The organism is Allofournierella sp., assembly GCF_048388525.1.
Taxonomy (GTDB): Bacteria; Bacillota; Clostridia; order Oscillospirales; family Ruminococcaceae; genus BQOK01.
In genome coordinates, this window is the sequence record NZ_DBGCTQ010000092.1 from 52,083 (window position 1) to 69,508 (window position 17,426).

Annotated in this window: 32 protein-coding genes; all 32 read left to right on the top strand. The window is 60.8% G+C overall.

What is annotated here, in order from left to right; genetic code table 11:
* The first annotated feature begins 91 nt into the window (after positions 1-91).
* The gene (locus ACMLHZ_RS11000; RefSeq protein ID WP_418667763.1) at positions 92-1,831 is read left to right on the top strand and encodes an Rqc2 family fibronectin-binding protein; all 1,740 of its coding nucleotides are present in this window, start codon (positions 92-94) and stop codon (positions 1,829-1,831) included.
* A gap of 77 nt (positions 1,832-1,908) precedes the next feature.
* A complete protein-coding gene (locus ACMLHZ_RS11005; RefSeq protein ID WP_418667764.1) occupies positions 1,909-2,505 on the top strand; it encodes a zinc ribbon domain-containing protein in 597 nt (198 codons plus the stop codon).
* A gap of 496 nt (positions 2,506-3,001) precedes the next feature.
* On the top strand, positions 3,002-3,313 hold the full coding sequence (rpsJ, locus tag ACMLHZ_RS11010; protein ID WP_177564694.1) for a 30S ribosomal protein S10: 312 nt from the start codon (positions 3,002-3,004) through the stop codon (positions 3,311-3,313).
* Between the two features lie 157 nt (positions 3,314-3,470).
* Positions 3,471-4,103 carry a 50S ribosomal protein L3 gene (gene rplC, locus ACMLHZ_RS11015; RefSeq protein WP_177564696.1) on the top strand — a complete coding sequence of 211 codons (633 nt, stop codon included), beginning with the start codon at positions 3,471-3,473 and terminating at the stop codon, positions 4,101-4,103.
* 14 nt (positions 4,104-4,117) lie between these two features.
* A complete protein-coding gene (gene rplD / locus ACMLHZ_RS11020) occupies positions 4,118-4,741 on the top strand; it encodes a 50S ribosomal protein L4 (RefSeq protein ID WP_177564698.1) in 624 nt (207 codons plus the stop codon).
* Positions 4,741-5,034: a 50S ribosomal protein L23 gene (gene rplW, locus ACMLHZ_RS11025; protein ID WP_177564700.1), complete on the top strand. Its 294-nt coding sequence runs from the start codon at positions 4,741-4,743 to the stop codon at positions 5,032-5,034. The genes rplD and rplW overlap by 1 nt, the downstream gene beginning before the upstream one ends.
* A 93-nt stretch (positions 5,035-5,127) precedes the next feature.
* Positions 5,128-5,958 (top strand): 50S ribosomal protein L2, encoded by an 831-nt coding sequence (rplB, locus tag ACMLHZ_RS11030; RefSeq protein WP_418667765.1) that lies wholly within the window; start codon positions 5,128-5,130, stop codon positions 5,956-5,958.
* 15 nt (positions 5,959-5,973) lie between these two features.
* Positions 5,974-6,246 carry a 30S ribosomal protein S19 gene (gene rpsS / locus ACMLHZ_RS11035; protein ID WP_177564704.1) on the top strand — a complete coding sequence of 91 codons (273 nt, stop codon included), beginning with the start codon at positions 5,974-5,976 and terminating at the stop codon, positions 6,244-6,246.
* Between the two features lie 20 nt (positions 6,247-6,266).
* Complete coding sequence (rplV, locus tag ACMLHZ_RS11040; RefSeq protein ID WP_177564706.1) at positions 6,267-6,602, top strand: 50S ribosomal protein L22; 336 nt, start codon at positions 6,267-6,269, stop codon at positions 6,600-6,602.
* Between the two features lie 13 nt (positions 6,603-6,615).
* Positions 6,616-7,338, top strand: a complete 723-nt coding sequence (rpsC, locus tag ACMLHZ_RS11045) for a 30S ribosomal protein S3 (protein WP_177564708.1) — start codon at positions 6,616-6,618, stop codon at positions 7,336-7,338.
* Complete coding sequence (gene rplP, locus ACMLHZ_RS11050; RefSeq protein WP_177564710.1) at positions 7,338-7,772, top strand: 50S ribosomal protein L16; 435 nt, start codon at positions 7,338-7,340, stop codon at positions 7,770-7,772. Before rpsC ends, rplP begins: the two co-directional genes overlap by 1 nt.
* A complete protein-coding gene (gene rpmC, locus ACMLHZ_RS11055) occupies positions 7,769-7,960 on the top strand; it encodes a 50S ribosomal protein L29 (protein WP_418667766.1) in 192 nt (63 codons plus the stop codon). The genes rplP and rpmC overlap by 4 nt, the downstream gene beginning before the upstream one ends.
* A gap of 13 nt (positions 7,961-7,973) precedes the next feature.
* Positions 7,974-8,228, top strand: coding sequence for a 30S ribosomal protein S17 (gene rpsQ, locus ACMLHZ_RS11060; protein WP_177564714.1), 255 nt, complete (start codon positions 7,974-7,976; stop codon positions 8,226-8,228).
* A 30-nt stretch (positions 8,229-8,258) separates the two neighbouring features.
* A complete protein-coding gene (gene rplN, locus ACMLHZ_RS11065) occupies positions 8,259-8,627 on the top strand; it encodes a 50S ribosomal protein L14 (RefSeq protein ID WP_177564716.1) in 369 nt (122 codons plus the stop codon).
* A 13-nt stretch (positions 8,628-8,640) separates the two neighbouring features.
* Positions 8,641-8,955, top strand: a complete 315-nt coding sequence (rplX, locus tag ACMLHZ_RS11070) for a 50S ribosomal protein L24 (protein ID WP_177564718.1) — start codon at positions 8,641-8,643, stop codon at positions 8,953-8,955.
* 17 nt (positions 8,956-8,972) lie between these two features.
* The gene (rplE, locus tag ACMLHZ_RS11075) at positions 8,973-9,512 is read left to right on the top strand and encodes a 50S ribosomal protein L5 (protein ID WP_177564720.1); all 540 of its coding nucleotides are present in this window, start codon (positions 8,973-8,975) and stop codon (positions 9,510-9,512) included.
* A 14-nt stretch (positions 9,513-9,526) separates the two neighbouring features.
* Positions 9,527-9,712: a type Z 30S ribosomal protein S14 gene (locus tag ACMLHZ_RS11080; protein ID WP_177564722.1), complete on the top strand. Its 186-nt coding sequence runs from the start codon at positions 9,527-9,529 to the stop codon at positions 9,710-9,712.
* Positions 9,713-9,755: 43 nt separating this feature from the next.
* Positions 9,756-10,154, top strand: a complete 399-nt coding sequence (gene rpsH / locus ACMLHZ_RS11085) for a 30S ribosomal protein S8 (protein WP_177564724.1) — start codon at positions 9,756-9,758, stop codon at positions 10,152-10,154.
* A gap of 18 nt (positions 10,155-10,172) precedes the next feature.
* Complete coding sequence (gene rplF, locus ACMLHZ_RS11090) at positions 10,173-10,715, top strand: 50S ribosomal protein L6 (RefSeq protein ID WP_418667767.1); 543 nt, start codon at positions 10,173-10,175, stop codon at positions 10,713-10,715.
* 18 nt (positions 10,716-10,733) lie between these two features.
* Positions 10,734-11,093, top strand: coding sequence for a 50S ribosomal protein L18 (gene rplR / locus ACMLHZ_RS11095; protein WP_177564728.1), 360 nt, complete (start codon positions 10,734-10,736; stop codon positions 11,091-11,093).
* A 14-nt stretch (positions 11,094-11,107) separates the two neighbouring features.
* The gene (gene rpsE, locus ACMLHZ_RS11100; RefSeq protein WP_418667768.1) at positions 11,108-11,611 is read left to right on the top strand and encodes a 30S ribosomal protein S5; all 504 of its coding nucleotides are present in this window, start codon (positions 11,108-11,110) and stop codon (positions 11,609-11,611) included.
* A 278-nt stretch (positions 11,612-11,889) separates the two neighbouring features.
* Complete coding sequence (gene rpmD, locus ACMLHZ_RS11105) at positions 11,890-12,060, top strand: 50S ribosomal protein L30 (protein WP_418667773.1); 171 nt, start codon at positions 11,890-11,892, stop codon at positions 12,058-12,060.
* Between the two features lie 21 nt (positions 12,061-12,081).
* Positions 12,082-12,522, top strand: a complete 441-nt coding sequence (gene rplO / locus ACMLHZ_RS11110) for a 50S ribosomal protein L15 (protein WP_177564734.1) — start codon at positions 12,082-12,084, stop codon at positions 12,520-12,522.
* A gap of 1 nt (position 12,523) precedes the next feature.
* Positions 12,524-13,828, top strand: a complete 1,305-nt coding sequence (secY, locus tag ACMLHZ_RS11115) for a preprotein translocase subunit SecY (protein WP_177564736.1) — start codon at positions 12,524-12,526, stop codon at positions 13,826-13,828.
* Positions 13,829-13,872: 44 nt separating this feature from the next.
* Complete coding sequence (locus ACMLHZ_RS11120) at positions 13,873-14,505, top strand: adenylate kinase (RefSeq protein WP_177564738.1); 633 nt, start codon at positions 13,873-13,875, stop codon at positions 14,503-14,505.
* 4 nt (positions 14,506-14,509) lie between these two features.
* The gene (map, locus tag ACMLHZ_RS11125; protein WP_418667769.1) at positions 14,510-15,283 is read left to right on the top strand and encodes a type I methionyl aminopeptidase; all 774 of its coding nucleotides are present in this window, start codon (positions 14,510-14,512) and stop codon (positions 15,281-15,283) included.
* Entirely contained in the window at positions 15,271-15,522 is a 252-nt protein-coding gene (locus tag ACMLHZ_RS11130; protein WP_177564742.1) for a KOW domain-containing RNA-binding protein, read from the top strand. The genes map and ACMLHZ_RS11130 overlap by 13 nt, the downstream gene beginning before the upstream one ends.
* Before the next feature lie 19 nt (positions 15,523-15,541).
* The gene (gene infA / locus ACMLHZ_RS11135) at positions 15,542-15,760 is read left to right on the top strand and encodes a translation initiation factor IF-1 (protein WP_177564744.1); all 219 of its coding nucleotides are present in this window, start codon (positions 15,542-15,544) and stop codon (positions 15,758-15,760) included.
* A gap of 27 nt (positions 15,761-15,787) precedes the next feature.
* Positions 15,788-15,901, top strand: coding sequence for a 50S ribosomal protein L36 (gene rpmJ, locus ACMLHZ_RS11140; protein WP_058965281.1), 114 nt, complete (start codon positions 15,788-15,790; stop codon positions 15,899-15,901).
* A gap of 88 nt (positions 15,902-15,989) precedes the next feature.
* The gene (gene rpsM / locus ACMLHZ_RS11145) at positions 15,990-16,361 is read left to right on the top strand and encodes a 30S ribosomal protein S13 (protein WP_177564746.1); all 372 of its coding nucleotides are present in this window, start codon (positions 15,990-15,992) and stop codon (positions 16,359-16,361) included.
* A 15-nt stretch (positions 16,362-16,376) separates the two neighbouring features.
* Complete coding sequence (rpsK, locus tag ACMLHZ_RS11150) at positions 16,377-16,784, top strand: 30S ribosomal protein S11 (protein WP_177564748.1); 408 nt, start codon at positions 16,377-16,379, stop codon at positions 16,782-16,784.
* A 19-nt stretch (positions 16,785-16,803) separates the two neighbouring features.
* The coding region (gene rpsD, locus ACMLHZ_RS11155; protein WP_418667770.1) for a 30S ribosomal protein S4 at positions 16,804-17,426 on the top strand (623 nt) is incomplete at its 3' end.

Sequence of the window (17,426 nt, forward strand, 5' to 3'; positions counted from 1 at the left end):
TGCCCTTTGTTTCGGCACGGCGCTTTTTGTATTTTGCTGCCGGGGGGGCCGGCGGCCTGTTATACCTTATTATATAGAGAGGTGATCGTTTATGGCGCTGGACGCCGCGCTTTTGGACCTGTGTGCCCGGGAACTCAAGGCCGCCCTGCGGGACTGCCGGATCGACAAGATCTTTGAGCCGACCCGCGACGAGGTGGTGCTTACCCTGCGCACCCGGACCGACACCCACCGGCTGCTGCTGTCGGCCCGCAGCGGGTCGGCCCGGGCCTGCCTGACCGGCGAGAGCTTTGAAAACCCCCAAACGCCGCCCAGCTTCTGCATGCTGCTGCGCAAGCACCTCACCGGGGGCCGCCTGATGGACCTGTGGGTGGAGCCGGGCGACCGGCTGCTGTTTTTTCGGTTTCAGTGCACCAATGAGATGGGGGATCTGGTGCAGAATGTGCTGGCGGTGGAACTGATGGGCCGGTATTCCAACCTGGTGCTCACCCGGGAGGGGCGAATTGTGGACGCGCTGAAACGGGTGGATTTTGAGGACTCGGAGATCCGCCAGCTGCTGCCGGGCCTGGCCTATACTCTGCCGCCAAAGCCCGCGAAGCCCGACTTCTTTTCGGTGAGCGCCGAGGAGCTGGCGGCGGCGGCCTGCCAAAAGGACCTGCCCGTGGCCGACGCGCTGATGCGCAGCTGCGCCGGGGTGGGGCCGGTGGTTTGCCGCGAGGCGGCCTACCGGGCATTGGGAGAAGGCGCGCACCTGGCCGACGCGCTGAGCGAAGGCCAGCGGGAGGCACTGATCGCGGCGCTGCGGGCCATCCGGGCCGATTACGAGGCCGGCGGCCGGCCCTGCCTTGCGGCGGATGACACCGGCCGCCCGGTGGAGTTCAGCTTTACCCCCCTGACCCAGTACGGGCAGGAGCGGCTGCACAGCTTCGATTCTTTCAGCGGCATGCTGGAGGCTTACTATTGCCAGAAGGACCGGGCAGAACGGCTGCGGCAAAAAAGCAAGGATCTGCAGAAAACCGTGAAAAACCTGCACGAGCGCGCCATCCGCAAGCAGGCCGCCCGCAAAGAAGAACTGGCCCAAAGCGGCAGAGCAGATCAGCTGCGCCTGTGCGGGGAGCTGCTGCAGGCAAACCTGTGGGCGGTGGAAAAGGGCGCGCGCAGCGTTACCGTGACCAATTATTACGACGGCCAGCCCCTGGAGATCCGGCTGGACCCGCGGCTGCCTGCCAATGCCAACGCCCAGAAATACTTTAAGGAGTACAAGAAAAAGCAGACCGCCGCAAAGATGCTGGTAAAGCTGCTGGAGCAGGGCGAGCAGGAGATCGAGTACCTGGCCACCGTGCTGTACGAGGTGGAATCGGCGCCGGGCGAGCAGGCGCTGGGCGAGATCCGGGCCGAGCTCAAGAGCCAGGGATACCTGAAATACTATAAGCTGCGGGACAAAAAGCAAAAGCCCGCCGATTTTTACCGCTACCGCTCCACCGAAGGTTTTTTGATTCTGGTGGGCCGCAACAACCTGCAAAACGAAAAGCTCACCCTGCATACCGCGCGGGGCAGGGATTTGTGGTTTCATGTGAAGAACGCCCCCGGCAGCCACACGGTGGTGATGAGCGAGGGAAAGGAAATCCCGCTGGCCACCCGGAACGAGGCGGCGCAGCTGGCGGTGCTGCATTCCAGCCTTGCGGGCGGGGTAAAGGTGCCGGTGGACTACACGATTGTGAAGAACATCCGCAAAACCGGCGATCTGAAACCCGGCATGGTTTTGTATGACAGCTACGAGACCGCTTACGTGACCCCGGAGGAGGGCCTGCAGGAAAAGCTGCGGCTCAAATAGCGGATGACAAACCGCCCCTTTATCTGGTATACTGAAAAAAAGGGGAGAAAGCCGCCCCAAAAGAGGAGTGAACCAGTATGTACTGTAAAAAATGCGGCGCGTACTTACCCGACGACGCCCTGGTGTGCACCGCCTGCGGCGCACCCGTGAGCGCCCCCGCCGCGCGGCCCGGGGAGGGGGCGGCTGTGCCGCCCGCCGCCCCGCCTGCGGCTGCCCCCGGCGACCCCTTTGCGGGCCACGCGCCGGCCCCGGCAGCGCCGCCGCTGCCCACTGCGCCCGAGGCAGCGCCGCCGCCCGCCCCGCAGCCCCAGGGCGCCGGACCGGCGTACCAGCAGCGGCCGGGCCCCGCGCCCGCCGGCCAGCCGCCGGTCTACCAGCAGGGCGCTTACCCGCCGCAGGGCTACCAGGCGCCCGCCTATGCGCGCCACGCCTACGCGCCGCCGCCTCCAGAGGAGCCGGTGGGAACCGGGGAATGGGTGTGGACCATCCTTGTGAGCGTGATCCCGCTGGTGGGGCTGGTTTTGCTGCTCGTCTGGGCGTTTGGGGGGAACACCAAGATCGGCAAGCGCAACTGGGCGCGGGCCATGCTGATTTTCAGTGCCGCAGCCGTGGCGTTTTACATCCTAGTGTTCATTATTGCGCTGGTGGGCGTGGGCACGGGATATTATTTCTGAAAAAAACACGGACGCTGCCCCTTCCGGCCAGGGCCGGAGGGGGCGTTTGGCGCCTTGCGGCGCTGAAAAATCAGCGGACGGCGCTTTTGAGCAAAACAGAGAAAAGTGCCAAAAAAATTCTAACTTTTTTACAAAAAAGCCTTGCAACGCCCGGGCCTGTGTGTTACAATAGCACTTGGCTGCAAATGGCTTGTGTAGCAAGCTGCGCAAGCCGCGATATGCGTTGATGCGGGAGGTTGCCGTAGTAATACGGGTTTTTCCGCGGAGTATGTCCGATCTAGAACCGGGCGAAAGAATTACTGAGAGCAAAGGGATACGTACTCTGTCGCATTCCGCGCGGCGTACCAATGTCCAACTTAATTTGCCACAGGTCTGTCCGGGGGAACTGCGGATGCGGTTCACCGGATTTTCTCGTGCCAAATTGTGAAACACCCGGCGCTGTGTTCAGTAATTTGTCGGCTCGCCTAGGCACCAAAAAATATAGGAGGCGAACAAAATGGCAGTCAAGGAAAAAATCAGGATTCGTTTGCAGAGCTACGATCATCAGCTGGTCGACGCCGCTGCGGAGAAGATCGTGGAGACCGCGAAGCGCACCGGCGCCCGCGTGTCCGGCCCCATTCCTCTCCCCACCGACAAGGAAGTGGTGACCATCCTGCGCGCTGTTCACAAGTATAAGGACAGCCGCGAACAGTTTGAGAACCGTACCCACAAGCGCCTGATCGACATCCTGAAGCCGTCGAACAAGACGGTCGAGGCTCTTACGAGCCTGCAGCTCCCCGCCGGCGTAGACATCGAGATCAAACTGTAACCCCACCTTTTAAATCAGTAAGGGCGGCCCCCGAGCCGCCAACTGCTGAGGGAGTTTGCAGAACCGATCCCGCTGCCGAAAGCTGCGGAGAGGTCATGTTGGCGCTGTAAAGTTACTCGCGGCGTCAACCAATAACCTTTTACAGGAGGAAAGAAAAATGCAAAAAGGTATCATCGGCAAAAAGCTCGGTATGACCCAGCTGTTTGATGAAAACGGCAAAGTCGTGCCCGTGACCGTGATCGAGGCCGGACCCTGCACCGTGGTGCAGAAGAAGACCCTCGAGAGCGACGGCTACCAGGCCGTGCAGCTGGGCTATGGCGACATTGCGGCCAAGAAGGTCACAAAGCCTCTCAAGGGGCACTTCGACAAGGCCGACGTCGCCCCCAAGCGCACCCTGCGGGAGTTTCGCCTGGCCGACATCAGCGCCCTGAATGTGGGCGACATCCTGAAGGCCGACGTTTTCGCCACCGGCGAGCACATCGACGTGGTGGGTGTGAGCAAGGGCAAGGGTTACGCCGGCACCATCAAGCGCTGGAACGGCCATCGCCTGCGCGAATCGCACGGCACCGGCCCCGTTTCCCGTCACGCCGGCTCCATGGGCTCCTGCTCCACGCCGAGCCGCGTGTTCAAAGGCAAAAAGCTGCCCGGTCACCTGGGCGCTGAGCGGGTCACCATTCAGAACCTGACCGTCGTCAAGGTCGACCCCGAGAACAATCTGATCGCCATCAAAGGCGCGGTCCCCGGCCCCAAGGGCGCCGTGGTCTGCATCAGCGATAGCGTGAAGGCGTAAGGAGGGAAAGCACAATGGCACAATTTGACGTTTTGGATATGAACGGCAAGAAAGTTTCCACCGTAGAGCTTTCCGACGCCGTATTCGGTATCACCCCCAACGAGAAGGCCGTCCACGCCGCTGTGGTGAACTTCCTGGCCAACCAGCGCCAGGGCACCCAGAGCACCAAGACCCGCAGCGAGGTTTCCGGCGGCGGCCGCAAGCCCTGGCGCCAGAAGGGCACCGGCCATGCACGGCAGGGTTCCACCCGCGCCCCCCAGTGGACGCACGGCGGCGTTGCGCTGGGTCCCAAGCCCCGCGACTACAGCTACCGGCTGAACCGCAAGGTCAAGCGCCTGGCTATCCTGAGCGCCATCAGCGCCAAGGCCGCCGCGGGCGACATGATCCTGATCGACAGCCTGGCCGTGGCCGAGTACAAGACCAAAGCCGTGATCGGCATGCTGGCCGCCGTGGGCGCCGGCAAAAAGAACCTGATCGTCACCCCTGAGGTGGAGGCAAAGCTTGTGAAGAGCGCCGCCAACATCCCCGGCGTGGCCACCACCGTTGCCACCAGCGTGAACACCTACGACGTGGTAAACGCCGACAAGTTCATCCTGAGCGTGGACGCGGCCAAGAAACTTGAGGAGGTTCTGGGCTAATGAAAACTGCACAAGACATCATTCTGGCTCCTGTCATTACCGAGAACTCTATGACGGGCGTGGCGAACAAGAAGTACACCTTCAAGGTCGCCACCGACGCCAACAAGGTGGAGATCGCCAAAGCCGTCGAAAAGCTGTTCGGCGTGCAGGTTGCGAAGGTTAACACCATCAGCGTGCGCGGCCGTTATCGCCGCCAGGGCATGCACGGCGGCTACACCGCCGCCGCGAAGAAGGCCATTGTTACCCTGAAAGAGGGCAGCAAGGGCATCGACTTCTTCGAGAGCATGGTCTAAGCTGCTTTTTGCAGCTCCTTAGGGCCTGAGCAAGGCCCGCGTATGGGGATATGACCCCGATAACAATTCATAAGTAAAAAAGGAGATCCGACAATGGCGATCAAAAAGTATAAGCCGACTACCCCGGGCCGCCGCGGTATGACTGTGACCGATTACAGCCAGCTTTCCAAGGTCGAGCCCGAGCGCAGCCTGCTGGAGCCTATGAAAAAGGCCGCCGGCCGCAACAACACCGGCCGCATCACCGTCCGCCATCACGGCGGCGGTAACCGCACCAAATACCGTGTGATCGACTTCAAACGCAACAAGTTTGACGTTCCCGCCACGGTAAAAACCCTGGAGTACGATCCCAACCGCTCCGCTCACATCGCCCTGATCCAGTACGAGGACGGCGAGAAGCGCTACATCCTGGCCGCCGAAGGCATGAAGGTGGGCGACGTCATCATGGCGGGCCCCAATGCCGACATCAAGCCCGGCAACGCGCTGCCCTTTGCCAACATCCCCGTGGGCACCATCATCCACAACGTTGAGCTGTATCCCGGCAAGGGCGGCCAGCTGGTGCGCAGCGCCGGCAACCAGGCTCAGCTGATGGCAAAAGAGAACGGCTACGCCCTGGTTCGCCTGCCCTCCGGCGAGATGCGCAACATCCCCCTGAACTGCATCGCCACCGTGGGCCAGGTGGGCAACGTGGATCACGAGAACGTGAACCTGGGCAAGGCCGGCCGCAGGCGCCACATGGGCTGGCGGCCCGCTGTGCGCGGCTCTGTGATGAACCCCTGCGATCACCCCCACGGCGGTGGTGAAGGCAAGAGCCCCGTGGGCCGTCCCGGCCCTGTTACCCCCTGGGGCAAGCCTACCATGGGTTACAAGACCCGCAAACACCACAACCGCTCTGACAAGTTCATTGTCAAGCGCGCCAAAGGTTAAGAGAGGAGAACGAACATGGGTAGAAGTGTTAAGAAGGGACCGTACGTCCTGCCTGTTCTGCTGAAGCGCGTGCAGGAAATGAACGCCGCCGGCGAGAAGCGCGTGCTGAAAACCTGGAGCCGCTCCTCCACGATTTTCCCCGACTTTGTGGGCCACACCTTCGCCGTGCACGACGGCCGCAAGCATGTGCCCGTTTACGTCACCGAAGATATGGTCGGTCACAAGCTGGGCGAGTTCGCCCCGACCCGTACCTTCAAGGGCCATGCCGGCTCCAAGACCGGCAGGTAAGGATAAGGAGGAGTAAAGCAATGGAAGCTAGGGCACATCTTCGATACGCCCGCATCAGCCCCCGCAAGGTTTCGGTTGTGCTGGACCTGATCCGCAACCAGCCTTTGGACAAGGCGCTGGCGATCCTGCAGTACACCCCGAAGGCCGCTTGCGAGCCCCTTCTGAAACTGGTGAAATCTGCTGCCGCAAATGCGGAAAACAACCACAACATGGACAAGAACAGCCTGTACGTGGCCGAGTGCTTCGTTACCCCCGGCCCCACCCTGAAGCGCATTCGTCCCCGCGCTCAGGGCCGCGCGTTCCGGGTGCTCAAGCGCACCAGCCATGTGACCGTGGTTCTGAAAGAGAAAGAGTAAGGAGGTAAACACAATGGGCCAGAAAGTGAATCCCCACGGCATTCGCGTGGGCGTCATCAAAGATTGGGACAGCCGCTGGTTTACTTCCAAAAAGGAATTCGGCGACACCCTGGTTGAGGACTACAAGATCCGCAAGCAGCTGAAAAAGCAGCTGTTCGGCGCGGGCATCCCCAAGATCGAGATCGAGCGCACGGTGGACAGCCAGTCCGGAGCGCCCCGCCTCAAGGTGAGCATCTGGTGCGCAAAGCCCGGCATGGTCATTGGCAAGGGCGGCTCTGAGATCGTGAAGCTGCAGGACCAGCTCAAGAAAATGACCGGCAAGGACGTCAATGTGAACATCATTGAAGTGCGCAATATGGACACCAACGCCCAGCTCGTGGCCGAGAACATCGCCAGCCAGCTGGAGCGCCGCATCGGCTTCCGCCGCGCCATGAAACAGTGCATGGGCCGGGCAATGCAGCGCGGCGCCAAGGGCATCAAGACCCAGGTGTCCGGCCGTTTGGGCGGCGCGGATATCGCCCGCACCGAGAGCTACCACGAGGGGACCATCCCCCTGCAGACCCTGCGCGCCGACATTGATTACGGCTTTGCAGAGGCCGCCACCACCTACGGCCGCATCGGCGTAAAGGTGTGGATCTACAAGGGCGAAGTGCTGAAGGGCTCCAAGCCCGCCGCGGAAAGGGAGAACACCAGCAATAACTTCCGCCGCGACCGCAAGGAAGGAGGCAACCGGTAATGTTACTGCCGAAACGCGTTAAGTACCGCCGCGTACAGCGTGGCCGCATGAAGGGCAAAGCCATGCGCGGCAACACCGTGAACCAGGGCCAGTACGGCCTGGTGGCGCTGGAGCCCGGCTGGATTGATTCCCGCCAGATCGAGGCCGCCCGTATCGCCATGACCCGTTACATCAAGCGTGGCGGTAAGGTTTGGATCAAGATCTTCCCCGACAAGCCCGTGACCGAGAAGCCCGCCGAGACCCGCATGGGTTCCGGTAAAGGCAGCCCGGAGTACTGGGTGGCTGTGGTCAAGCCCGGCCGTGTGCTGTTCGAGCTGGCCGACGTGGATGAAACCACTGCCCGCGAGGCCCTGCGCCTGGCCATGCACAAGCTGCCGGTCAAGTGCAAGTTCGCCAAGCGCGAAGACGAAGTGAAGGAGGGTGGCGACGCATGAAAGCTGCCGATCTGCGCGAAATGAGCGCAAAAGAGCTGAACGAAAAGCTGGTCGAGCTGAAGCAGGAGCTGTTCAACCTTCGCTTCCAGCACGCCATCAACCAACTGGACAACCCCGGCCGCATTGCAACGGTGAAGAAAGACATCGCCCGCGTGATGACCGTGCTGGCCCAGAACGAGAAAGCGTAAGGGAGGGTAAACGATGGAACGCAATTTGAGAAAGACCCGTGTGGGCACCGTTGTGTCCGACAAGATGGATAAGACCGTCGTCGTTGCCGTGAAGGACAGCGTGCAGCACCCCCTCTACAAGAAGATCCTGAAGCGCACTGTGAAGTTCAAGGCCCACGACGAAAACAACGAGTGCGGCACTGGCGACCGTGTGAAGATCATGGAGACCCGCCCCCTGTCCAAGGATAAGCGCTGGCGCGTGGTCGAAATTCTGGAAAAGGCGAAATAACGCCTGTTACTTTGAAAGGAGGATCTGGCAATGGTTCAGATGCAAACTTATCTCAAAGTAGCCGACAACACCGGTGCCAAGGAGTTAATGTGCATTCGTGTGCTGGGCGGTTCGCGCAAGAGATATGCGAACATCGGCGACGTTGTGGTGGCTTCCGTTAAAAAGGCGGCCCCCGGCGGTACCGTGAAAAAAGGCGACGTGGTCAAGGCTGTGATCGTTCGCAGCAAGCATGGCCTGCGCCGTGAGGACGGCAGCTACATCCGGTTCGACGAGAACGCGGCGGTGCTGATCCGTGAAGACAAGAACCCGAGAGGCACCCGTATCTTTGGACCCGTGGCCCGCGAACTGCGCGAGAACGGTTACCTGAAGATCTTGAGCCTGGCTCCGGAATCGCTGTAAGGAGGTTTTAAGAATGAACAATCTTCATGTTAAAACCGGCGACAACGTTATGATCATCAGCGGCAAGGACAAGGGCAAGACCGGTAAGGTGTTGGCTGTGAGCCCCAAAGAGGGCAAGGTCATCATCGAGGGTCTGAACATGGTCACCAAGCACGTGAAACCCCGCCGTCAGGGCGAACAGGGCGGTATCGTGAAGGCCGAGGGTGCGATCTACGCCTGCAAAGTTATGCCGGTTTGCCCCAAGTGCGGCAAGGCCACCCGCGTGGCCCACACCGTGAAGGAAGGCAAAAATGTGCGCGTGTGCCGCAAATGCGGCGCCGAGCTGTGAAGGAGGGAAACAACACAATGGCACGTTTGAAAGAAAAGTATGTCAGCGAGGTTGCTCCCGCCCTCATGAGCAAGTTTGGCTACAAGAGCGTTATGCAGATCCCCAAGCTCGATAAGGTTATCGTGAACGTGGGCTGCGGCGAAGCCAAGGACAACCAGAAAATGATCGAGGCCATTCTGGGCGACATTGCCCAGGTCACCGGCCAGAAGCCCATCGTGTGCAAGGCCAAAAAGAGCGTGGCGAACTTCAAGCTGCGCGAGGGCATGCCCGTGGGCGTGAAGGTCACCCTGCGCGGCGAGCGCATGTACGAGTTCGTGGACCGGCTGTTCAGCGTGGCCCTGCCCCGCGTGCGCGACTTCCGCGGAATCAACGGCAACTCCTTCGATGGCCGCGGCAACTACGCCCTGGGCATCAAAGAGCAGCTGATCTTCCCGGAGATCGACTACGACAAGATCGACGCCGTGCGCGGTATGGACATCGCTTTTGTGACCACCGCCAAAACCGACGAAGAGGCCAAGGCCCTGCTTGCGGCCATGGGCGCTCCGTTCGCTAACTAAGGGAGGGTACGACTTTGGCAAAGACTTCTATGAAGATCAAGCAGCAGCAGGAGCCCAAGTTCTCTACCCGCGGCTACAACCGCTGCAAGATCTGCGGCCGCCCCCACGCCTACCTGCGCAAGTACGGTGTATGCCGTATCTGCTTCCGTGAACTGGCCTATAAGGGCGAGATCCCCGGCGTGAAGAAGGCATCCTGGTAAACCGCAGAACAACAACGAAGAACCTTAAAAGGAGGTTAGTGGCATGCAAATCACCGATCCTATCGCGGACCTGCTCACCCGCATCCGCAATGCCAGCACTGCCAAACACCCTTCTGTAGACGTTCCCGCTTCCAACCTGAAGAAGGCGGTTTGCCAGATCCTGGTTGACGAGGGCTACATCAAGAGTGTGCAGTCGATCGAAGACAACAAGCAGGGCACCCTGCGCCTGACCCTGAAATATCAGGAGAACGGCGCGCCGGTCCTGGCCGGCCTGCGGCGCGTTTCCAAGCCCGGCCTGCGCATCTACACCAACTGCGAAGACATGCCCAAGGTCATGAAGGGCCTGGGCACCGCGATCATTTCCACCTCGCAGGGCGTTATGACCGACAAAGCCGCCAGGGCCGCCCACGTGGGTGGCGAAGTGCTCGCCTTTGTGTGGTAAGAAAGGGGCAAAAAGACAATGTCGAGAATTGGAAGAAAACCCATCGTCATTCCTGCGGGCGTCGAAGTTACCATAAAGGATAACGTCGTGACCGTGAAGGGCCCCAAGGGCACCCTGAATTCCAAGATCCACCCCATGATGATCGTGAAGATCGAGGGTGGTGAAGTGCTGGTGACCCGCCCCAATGACGAGAAAGAGGCCCGCAGCCTGCACGGCCTGACCCGCACCAACATCAGCAATATGGTGGAGGGCGTTGTAAACGGCTTTGAGAAAAAGCTGGAAGTGCAGGGCGTGGGCTACCGTGTGGCCAAGCAGGGCAAGAGCCTGGTGATGAACCTGGGCTTTTCCCACCAGGTGATCGTGGAGGAGACCGACGAGATCAAGATCGAAGCTCCCGACGCCAACACCATCATCATCAAGGGCATCGACAAGCAGAAGGTCGGCCAGTTCGCGGCTGAAGTCCGCGAGAAGCGCCCCCCCGAACCCTACAAGGGCAAGGGCATCCGCTATGCTGGTGAGCACATCATCCGCAAAGAGGGCAAGGCCGGCAAAGGCAAATAAGGTAAGGAGTGAAAGACAATGGTCAATAAACCTGACAAGAACGAAGCCCGGCTTCGTCGTCATCGCCGTGTGCGCGGCAAGATCAGCGGCACCGCTGAGCGCCCCCGCCTGGACGTGTTCCGCTCCTCCAAGCATATCTATGCCCAGATCATTGATGATGTGGCCGGCGTGACCTTGGTCAGCGCCTCCAGCATGGAAAAAGGCTTTGAGGGCTTTGGCGGCAACATTGAGGCTGCCGGCAAGGTGGGCAAAATGATTGCCGAGAAGGCCCTGGAGAAGGGCATCAAGACGGTCGTATTCGACCGCGGTGGCTTTGTTTATCACGGCCGCGTGAAAGCTTTGGCCGAGGGCGCCCGCGAGGGCGGCCTGGAGCTGTAAGGAGGAGGATACACATGGAAAGAAGAAATCGTGAAGTGGACGACGGCATGATCGAGAAGGTCGTCGCCATCAACCGCGTATCCAAAACCGTTAAGGGCGGCCGCGTGATGAAGTTCAGCGCTCTGGTTGTCGTGGGTGACGGCAAGGGCACCATCGGTTTTGGCATGGGCAAGGCGGGCGAGGTTCCCGAGGCGATCCGCAAGGGCATCGAGAACGCCAAAAAGAACATGCACAAGATCGCCATGCGGGGCACCACCATTCCCCACGAGATTGTGGGCGAGTTCGGGGCAGGCCGCATTCTGATGCGCCCCGCGGCCCCCGGTACCGGCGTGATCGCCGGCGGCCCCGTGCGTGCGGTGCTGGAAGCCGCCGGCATTAAGGACATCCGTACCAAGTGCCTGCGCTCCAACAACCCCTGCAACGTGGTAACCGCCACCGTGAACGGCCTGTGCAGCCTGGTCAGCGCCGAGGAAGTGGCTGCCAAGCGCGGCAAGACCGTGAAGGAAATCTTAGGTTAAGGAGGTAGCTGATCATGGCAGAAACCGAAAAGAAGGTCGCGGCCGCCGAGGCTGCCACCGAGGAAAAGGCTGCGGCTAAAAAGCCCGCCGCCAAAAAGCCCGCCGCTAAAAAGGCGGCGGACGGCGAAAAGGCTGCTGCGAAGAAGCCCGCCGCCAAAAAGCCTGCGGCTAAAAAGGCCGAAGGCGAGGCCGCTCCCAAAAAGAGCGCGGCCAAAAAGGCCGAGGGCGAAGCTGCCCCCAAGAAGGCCGCCGCTCCCAAGGCGAAGGCCGAGGGCGTTTTGACCATTAAACTGGTCAAGAGCCTGTCGGGCCGCAGCGTAAAGCAGATCGCTACCGCGAAGAGCCTGGGCCTGAGCCGCATTGGCGACGTTGCCGTTCAGCCGGATAACGCCCCCACCAGCGGCAAGATCGCTAAAATCAGCCACATGGTCGTGGTCACCAAAGCGTAACAGCAAGGAGGTGCAAGCACATTGAAGCTTCATGAATTAAAGCCCGCAGAGGGTTCTACCACCGCTGCGAAACGCAAGGGCCGCGGTCACGGCAGCGGAAACGGCAAGACCGCCGGTTACGGCCACAAGGGCCAGAAAGCGCGTTCGGGCGTGAAAAAGGCCGGGTTCGAAGGCGGCCAGATGCCCCTTCAGCGCCGCCTGCCCAAGCGCGGTTTCAACAACATTTTCGCCACCGAGTATGCTACCGTTAAGGTGAGCGATCTGGAGGCAAGGTTTGAGGCCGGCGCAGTGGTGGATACCAAGGCCCTGGTCGAGGCCGGTCTGATCAAAAAAAGCCTGGACGGCGTGAAGGTCCTGGGCAACGGCGAGCTGACCAAAGCCCTGACCGTGCAGGTGGCCGCCTTTACTGCTTCCGCCAAAGAGAAAATCGAAAAGGCGGGCGGAAAGGCAGAGGTGATCTAAGGTGTTCGATACATTCCGCAATGCGTGGAAGATCCCCGAACTGCGTAAGAAGATCCTGTACACCCTGATGGTCATCGTTATTTTCCGTCTGGGCTGCGTTATTACCGTGCCCTACATCAATGCGGATGCGCTCACCCTGTTCGCTTCCGGGACCGGCAACATGCTGGATTACCTGAACATGATGAGCGGCGGCGCGCTCAGCCAGTGCGCCATCTTTGCTTTGGGCGTTGGTCCCTACATCAACGCCTCCATCATCATGCAGCTGCTCACCGTGGCCATTCCGGCACTGGAGCGCCTGTCCAAGGAGGGCGAGGACGGCCGGCGCAAGCTGACCCGCATTACCCGCTATGTGGGCGGCGGCATTGCCCTGGCCATGGCCATCGGCTACTACCTGATCATCCGCAACAACTACGGCGCGGTTGCTTACACCACCGGCTGGCAGGGCTGGTTTGCGGCGGTGGTCATTGTGCTGACCTTTACCGCAGGCGCACAGTTCATTACCTGGCTGGGTGAGCAGATCGACGCCAAGGGCATCGGCAACGGCGTGTCGCTGCTGATCTTTGCGGGCATTATCTCCCGCTGGAGCAGCGTGATCACCGCCGTGAAGAGCCTGCTGACCCGGGCGGCTTCCGGCGAGCCCCAGATCTATGCGTTCCTGCCCCTGTTCCTGGTGTTGGCGCTGGTGGTGGTGGTGTTCGTGGTCATTCTGACCAATGCCGAGCGCCGCATCCCGGTGCAGTACGCAAAACGGGTGGTGGGCCGCAAGATGTACGGCGGCCAGGCCAGCCACATTCCCCTGAAGGTGAACATGAGCGGCGTTATGCCCATCATTTTTGCCAGCGCGCTGGTCAGCATCCCCAACATGATCGGCAGCTTTATCAACTTTGACGCGGCGGCGCACCCGTTCTGGGCATCCTTTTTCCAGGTGTTCAACTACCGGAGCTTTTTGTACGCCGTGATCTACCTGCTGCTGATCGTTGCTTTCAACTATTTCTATGTGGCAATCCAGTATAACCCCGTGGAAATCGCCAACAATCTGCGCAAAAACAACGGCGCGATCCCCGGCATCCGGCCGGGCAAGCCCACCAGCGACTTCATTACCAAGAGCCTGTCCAAGATCACCTTTATCGGGGCGATGTTCTTGGGGGTCGTGGCCATTCTGCCCATCATTCTGGGCAATGTGACCGGCACGAACATCCAGCTGGGCGGCACGAGCTTGCTGATCGTTGTGGGCGTGGCCCTGGATACTGGCCGCAGCATGGAAAGCTACATGCTGATGCGCCATCACAAGGGCTTCCTGGAATAAACAGGGAACCCCCATCTTGACAAAAGGAAAGGGGACAAACGAGCATGAATCTGATCCTGTTGGGCGCTCCGGGCGCCGGCAAAGGGACCCAGGCGGAAGTGGTTTGCGACAAGCTGAACATTCCGGCCATCAGCACCGGGAATATCCTGCGCGCCGCAGTAAAAAACGGAACTGAAATGGGCTTGAAAGCCAAGGAATACATCGAAAACGGCTCGCTTGTCCCCGACCCCGTCATCATCGGCATCATCAAAGAGCGGCTGACCGAGCCCGACTGTGCCGGCGGCTTTATCCTGGACGGCGTGCCCCGCACGGTGGCCCAGGCTGAGGCGCTGGAGCAGATGGGGGTGGTCATCGACAAGGTGGTGGATCTTGAGGTGGCGGACGAGGTGATCATGAAACGCCTTTCCGGCCGGCGGGTCTGCTCGGCGTGCGGGGCTTCCTACCATGTGGAGCACAAGCCCAGCCGCGAGCCGGACCGCTGCGACCGGTGCGGCGGCGCGCTGATCGCCCGCAAGGACGACGAGCCTGAAACGGTGAGGGACCGGCTGCGCACCTATCACGAGCTCACCGAACCGCTGATCGAGTTTTACCGCCAGCGGGGTAAGCTGGTGGTGGTGGAAGGCCAGGACGACATCGCCGATACCACCGCGCTGCTGTTGAAGGCATTGGAGGCTTGAGCGCGTGATCCAGATCAAAAATGCCAAGGAGCTCACAGCAATGCGCCGCGCCTGCGAGATCAGCGCCGAGGCGCTGCGGCTCGGCGGCGGCGCGATCGAGGCGGGAATTACCACCGCCGAGATCGACAAGATCATTTTCGACTTTATCAAAGGGCAGGGCGCCAGGCCCAACTTCAAGGGCCTGTACGGGTTCCCGGGCACCGCGTGCATCAGCGTGAACGACGAGGTGATCCACGGCATCCCCAGCAAAAAAAAGGTGATCCGGCCCGGCGATATCGTGAGCATCGACACAGGGGCTGCCTGGGGTGGCTTTAACGGCGACAATGCCTGCACCTTTGGGTGCGGCAAGCTGGATCTTGAGGCCCGGCGGCTGCTGGAGGTCACCCGCGAAAGCCTGCACTGCGGCATTCGGGCCGCGGTGTGCGGCGCGCGGGTGGGCGATATCAGCCACGCCGTGCAGACCTATGTGGAGGAAAACGGTTTTTCTGTTGTTCGCAGCTTTGTGGGCCACGGCGTGGGCAAAGAGCTTCACGAGGACCCGGAGGTGCCGAATTTCGGCGCCGCAGGGCGCGGCCCGCGGCTGGTGAGCGGGATGACCCTGGCCATTGAACCGATGGTCAATCAGAAACACTACACGGTGAAAACCGACGCCGATGGATGGACGGTTCGCACGGCGGACGGCGGCCTTTCCGCTCACTTTGAGCACACGGTCGCCATGACCGCCGCAGGGCCCGAGGTCCTGACCAAGGCCTGGGAGGGTGCAGCATGGACTTTGTAAAAGGCCGGCTGGTGCGCTCGCGGGCAGGCAGGGACAAGACCCGCACCTTCGCGGTGCTGGCCGTGGAAGGCCAGATGCTTTTTCTCGCAGACGGAAGCCTGCGCAGACTGGAGCGGCCAAAGCCGAAAAAGATAAGGCATGTGGCCCCCACCGCCACCGTCCTGCAAAGCGAAAGCCTTGCAAACGACAAACAGCTCAGTGAGGCGATCCGCGCCTTTGACGCGGCTCACCCCACTTAATCTCAGAGGAGGGAAGCGCTTGTCCAAAGAAGACGTTATTGAAGTTGAGGGCGTGGTTATAGAAGCCCTGCCCAATGCCACCTTCCGGGTGGAGCTGGCAAACGGCCATCGGTTGCTGGCACATATCTCCGGCAAGCTGCGGACCAATTTCATCCGCATCCTGCCCGGGGACAAGGTCACACTGGAAATGTCGCCCTATGATCTCACAAAGGGCCGCATCACCTGGCGCTCGAAATAAGCGCCACACAAAAGGAGGTTCATCATCATGAAGGTCAAACCTTCCGTGAAACCCATCTGCGAAAAGTGCAAGGTCATCAAGCGCAAAGGCCGCGTGATGGTCATCTGCGAAAACCCCAAGCACAAGCAGCGCCAGGGCTGAGGCCCGAAGCGCTTGGGGGGCAAGTGCGTAGATTCCCGGCGCAGCCCCCGACACGGACATGGGATGTATATTAGGAGGTTTTTAAACTATGGCACGTATTGCCGGCGTTGACCTGCCCCGCGAAAAGCGCGTGGAAGTAGGCCTGACTTATATCTATGGCATCGGTCCCAGCACCGCCAAGAAGATCCTGGCTGGTACCAAGATCGATCCCGACACCCGCGTAAAAGACCTGACCAACGAGCAGGAAGGCCTGATCCGCGAATATATCGACAAGAACAACGTCATCGTGGAGGGCGATCTGCGCCGCAACGTGGCGCTGGACATTAAGCGCCTGGTGGAGGTGCAGTGCTACCGCGGCGTGCGCCATCGCAAGGGTTTGCCCGTGCGCGGCCAGCGCACCAAGACCAACGCCCGTACCCGCAAGGGGCCGAAGCGCACCGTGGCGAACAAGAAGAAGTAAGGAGGAGGAACAGAAATGGCAACCAAAGCTGCTGCTAAAAAGGGTGCCGTGCGCACCAAACGGCGCGAGCGCAAGAACATTGAGCGCGGCGCTGCGCACATTCAGAGCACCTTTAACAATACCATCGTAACCATCACCGACACGCAGGGCAACACCGTTTCCTGGGCCAGCTCGGGCGGTTTGAACTTCCGTGGTTCCCGCAAGAGCACTCCCTACGCCGCGCAGTCCGCCGCTGAGACCGCAGCCAAGGCCGCGATGGAACACGGCATGAAGAGCGTGGAAGTGTACGTAAAGGGCCCCGGTTCCGGCCGTGAAGCCGCGATCCGCGCGCTCCAGGCCACCGGCCTTGAGGTCAACATGATCAAGGACGTGACCCCCATCCCTCACAACGGCTGCCGCCCCCCGAAGCGCCGCCGCATCTGATTTTTAAGGAGGAACAAGAATGGCAAGATATACAGGCGCAGTGTGCCGTCAGTGCCGCCGCGAAGGTCAGAAACTGTTTTTGAAAGGCGAGCGCTGCTACTCTGACAAGTGCGCGTTTGCGCGCCGCAGCACCGTACCCGGCCAGCATGGCCCCAACCAGATGCGCAAGAAGGTCAGCGAATATGGCCTGCAGCTGCGCGCAAAGCAGAAGGCAAAACGCTACTACGGCGTGCTGGAGAGCCAGTTCGCCCACTATTTCGACATGGCCGAGCGCAAGAGCGGCATCACCGGTGAAAACCTGCTGCGCATCCTGGAGAGCCGGCTGGACAACGTGGTGTACCGCGCGGGCTTTGCCATGAGCCGCAAGGAGGCCCGCCAGCTGGTGCTGCACCGCCACTTCACCGTGAATGGCCAGCTGGTGAACATCCCCTCCTACCTGCTCAAGGCCGGCGACAAGGTGGAGATCAAGACCACCGACTGCGGCAAGCTGAAGGAGTGCGTTGAAAAGAACGGCTCCCGCCCCACCCCCTCCTGGATGACCAAGGACACCGAGAAGATGAGCGTGATTGTGGACCGGCTGCCGGACCGCGCCGACATCGACTTCGACGTGGCCGAGCACCTGATCGTTGAGTTGTACTCCAA

Excerpts from the sequence above, each read along its gene's own strand:
- rpsH (WP_177564724.1), top strand. The coding sequence starts at position 9,756 with ATGCAAATCACCGATCCTATCGCGGACCTGCTCACCCGCATCCGCAAT.
- rplP (WP_177564710.1), top strand. The coding sequence starts at position 7,338 with ATGTTACTGCCGAAACGCGTTAAGTACCGCCGCGTACAGCGTGGCCGC.
- rpsJ (WP_177564694.1), top strand. The coding sequence starts at position 3,002 with ATGGCAGTCAAGGAAAAAATCAGGATTCGTTTGCAGAGCTACGATCAT.
- rpmC (WP_418667766.1), top strand. The coding sequence starts at position 7,769 with ATGAAAGCTGCCGATCTGCGCGAAATGAGCGCAAAAGAGCTGAACGAA.
- rplB (WP_418667765.1), top strand. The coding sequence starts at position 5,128 with ATGGCGATCAAAAAGTATAAGCCGACTACCCCGGGCCGCCGCGGTATG.
- rpsQ (WP_177564714.1), top strand. The coding sequence starts at position 7,974 with ATGGAACGCAATTTGAGAAAGACCCGTGTGGGCACCGTTGTGTCCGAC.
- rplW (WP_177564700.1), top strand. The coding sequence starts at position 4,741 with ATGAAAACTGCACAAGACATCATTCTGGCTCCTGTCATTACCGAGAAC.
- rpsM (WP_177564746.1), top strand. The coding sequence starts at position 15,990 with ATGGCACGTATTGCCGGCGTTGACCTGCCCCGCGAAAAGCGCGTGGAA.
- rplX (WP_177564718.1), top strand. The coding sequence starts at position 8,641 with ATGAACAATCTTCATGTTAAAACCGGCGACAACGTTATGATCATCAGC.
- rplF (WP_418667767.1), top strand. The coding sequence starts at position 10,173 with ATGTCGAGAATTGGAAGAAAACCCATCGTCATTCCTGCGGGCGTCGAA.
- rpsK (WP_177564748.1), top strand. The coding sequence starts at position 16,377 with ATGGCAACCAAAGCTGCTGCTAAAAAGGGTGCCGTGCGCACCAAACGG.
- rpsE (WP_418667768.1), top strand. The coding sequence starts at position 11,108 with ATGGAAAGAAGAAATCGTGAAGTGGACGACGGCATGATCGAGAAGGTC.
- rplV (WP_177564706.1), top strand. The coding sequence starts at position 6,267 with ATGGAAGCTAGGGCACATCTTCGATACGCCCGCATCAGCCCCCGCAAG.
- ACMLHZ_RS11130 (WP_177564742.1), top strand. The coding sequence starts at position 15,271 with ATGGACTTTGTAAAAGGCCGGCTGGTGCGCTCGCGGGCAGGCAGGGAC.
- ACMLHZ_RS11005 (WP_418667764.1), top strand. The coding sequence starts at position 1,909 with ATGTACTGTAAAAAATGCGGCGCGTACTTACCCGACGACGCCCTGGTG.
- ACMLHZ_RS11120 (WP_177564738.1), top strand. The coding sequence starts at position 13,873 with ATGAATCTGATCCTGTTGGGCGCTCCGGGCGCCGGCAAAGGGACCCAG.
- rpmJ (WP_058965281.1), top strand. The coding sequence starts at position 15,788 with ATGAAGGTCAAACCTTCCGTGAAACCCATCTGCGAAAAGTGCAAGGTC.
- rplE (WP_177564720.1), top strand. The coding sequence starts at position 8,973 with ATGGCACGTTTGAAAGAAAAGTATGTCAGCGAGGTTGCTCCCGCCCTC.
- rplD (WP_177564698.1), top strand. The coding sequence starts at position 4,118 with ATGGCACAATTTGACGTTTTGGATATGAACGGCAAGAAAGTTTCCACC.
- ACMLHZ_RS11000 (WP_418667763.1), top strand. The coding sequence starts at position 92 with ATGGCGCTGGACGCCGCGCTTTTGGACCTGTGTGCCCGGGAACTCAAG.
- rplR (WP_177564728.1), top strand. The coding sequence starts at position 10,734 with ATGGTCAATAAACCTGACAAGAACGAAGCCCGGCTTCGTCGTCATCGC.
- rpsC (WP_177564708.1), top strand. The coding sequence starts at position 6,616 with ATGGGCCAGAAAGTGAATCCCCACGGCATTCGCGTGGGCGTCATCAAA.
- rplC (WP_177564696.1), top strand. The coding sequence starts at position 3,471 with ATGCAAAAAGGTATCATCGGCAAAAAGCTCGGTATGACCCAGCTGTTT.
- rplN (WP_177564716.1), top strand. The coding sequence starts at position 8,259 with ATGGTTCAGATGCAAACTTATCTCAAAGTAGCCGACAACACCGGTGCC.
- rpsS (WP_177564704.1), top strand. The coding sequence starts at position 5,974 with ATGGGTAGAAGTGTTAAGAAGGGACCGTACGTCCTGCCTGTTCTGCTG.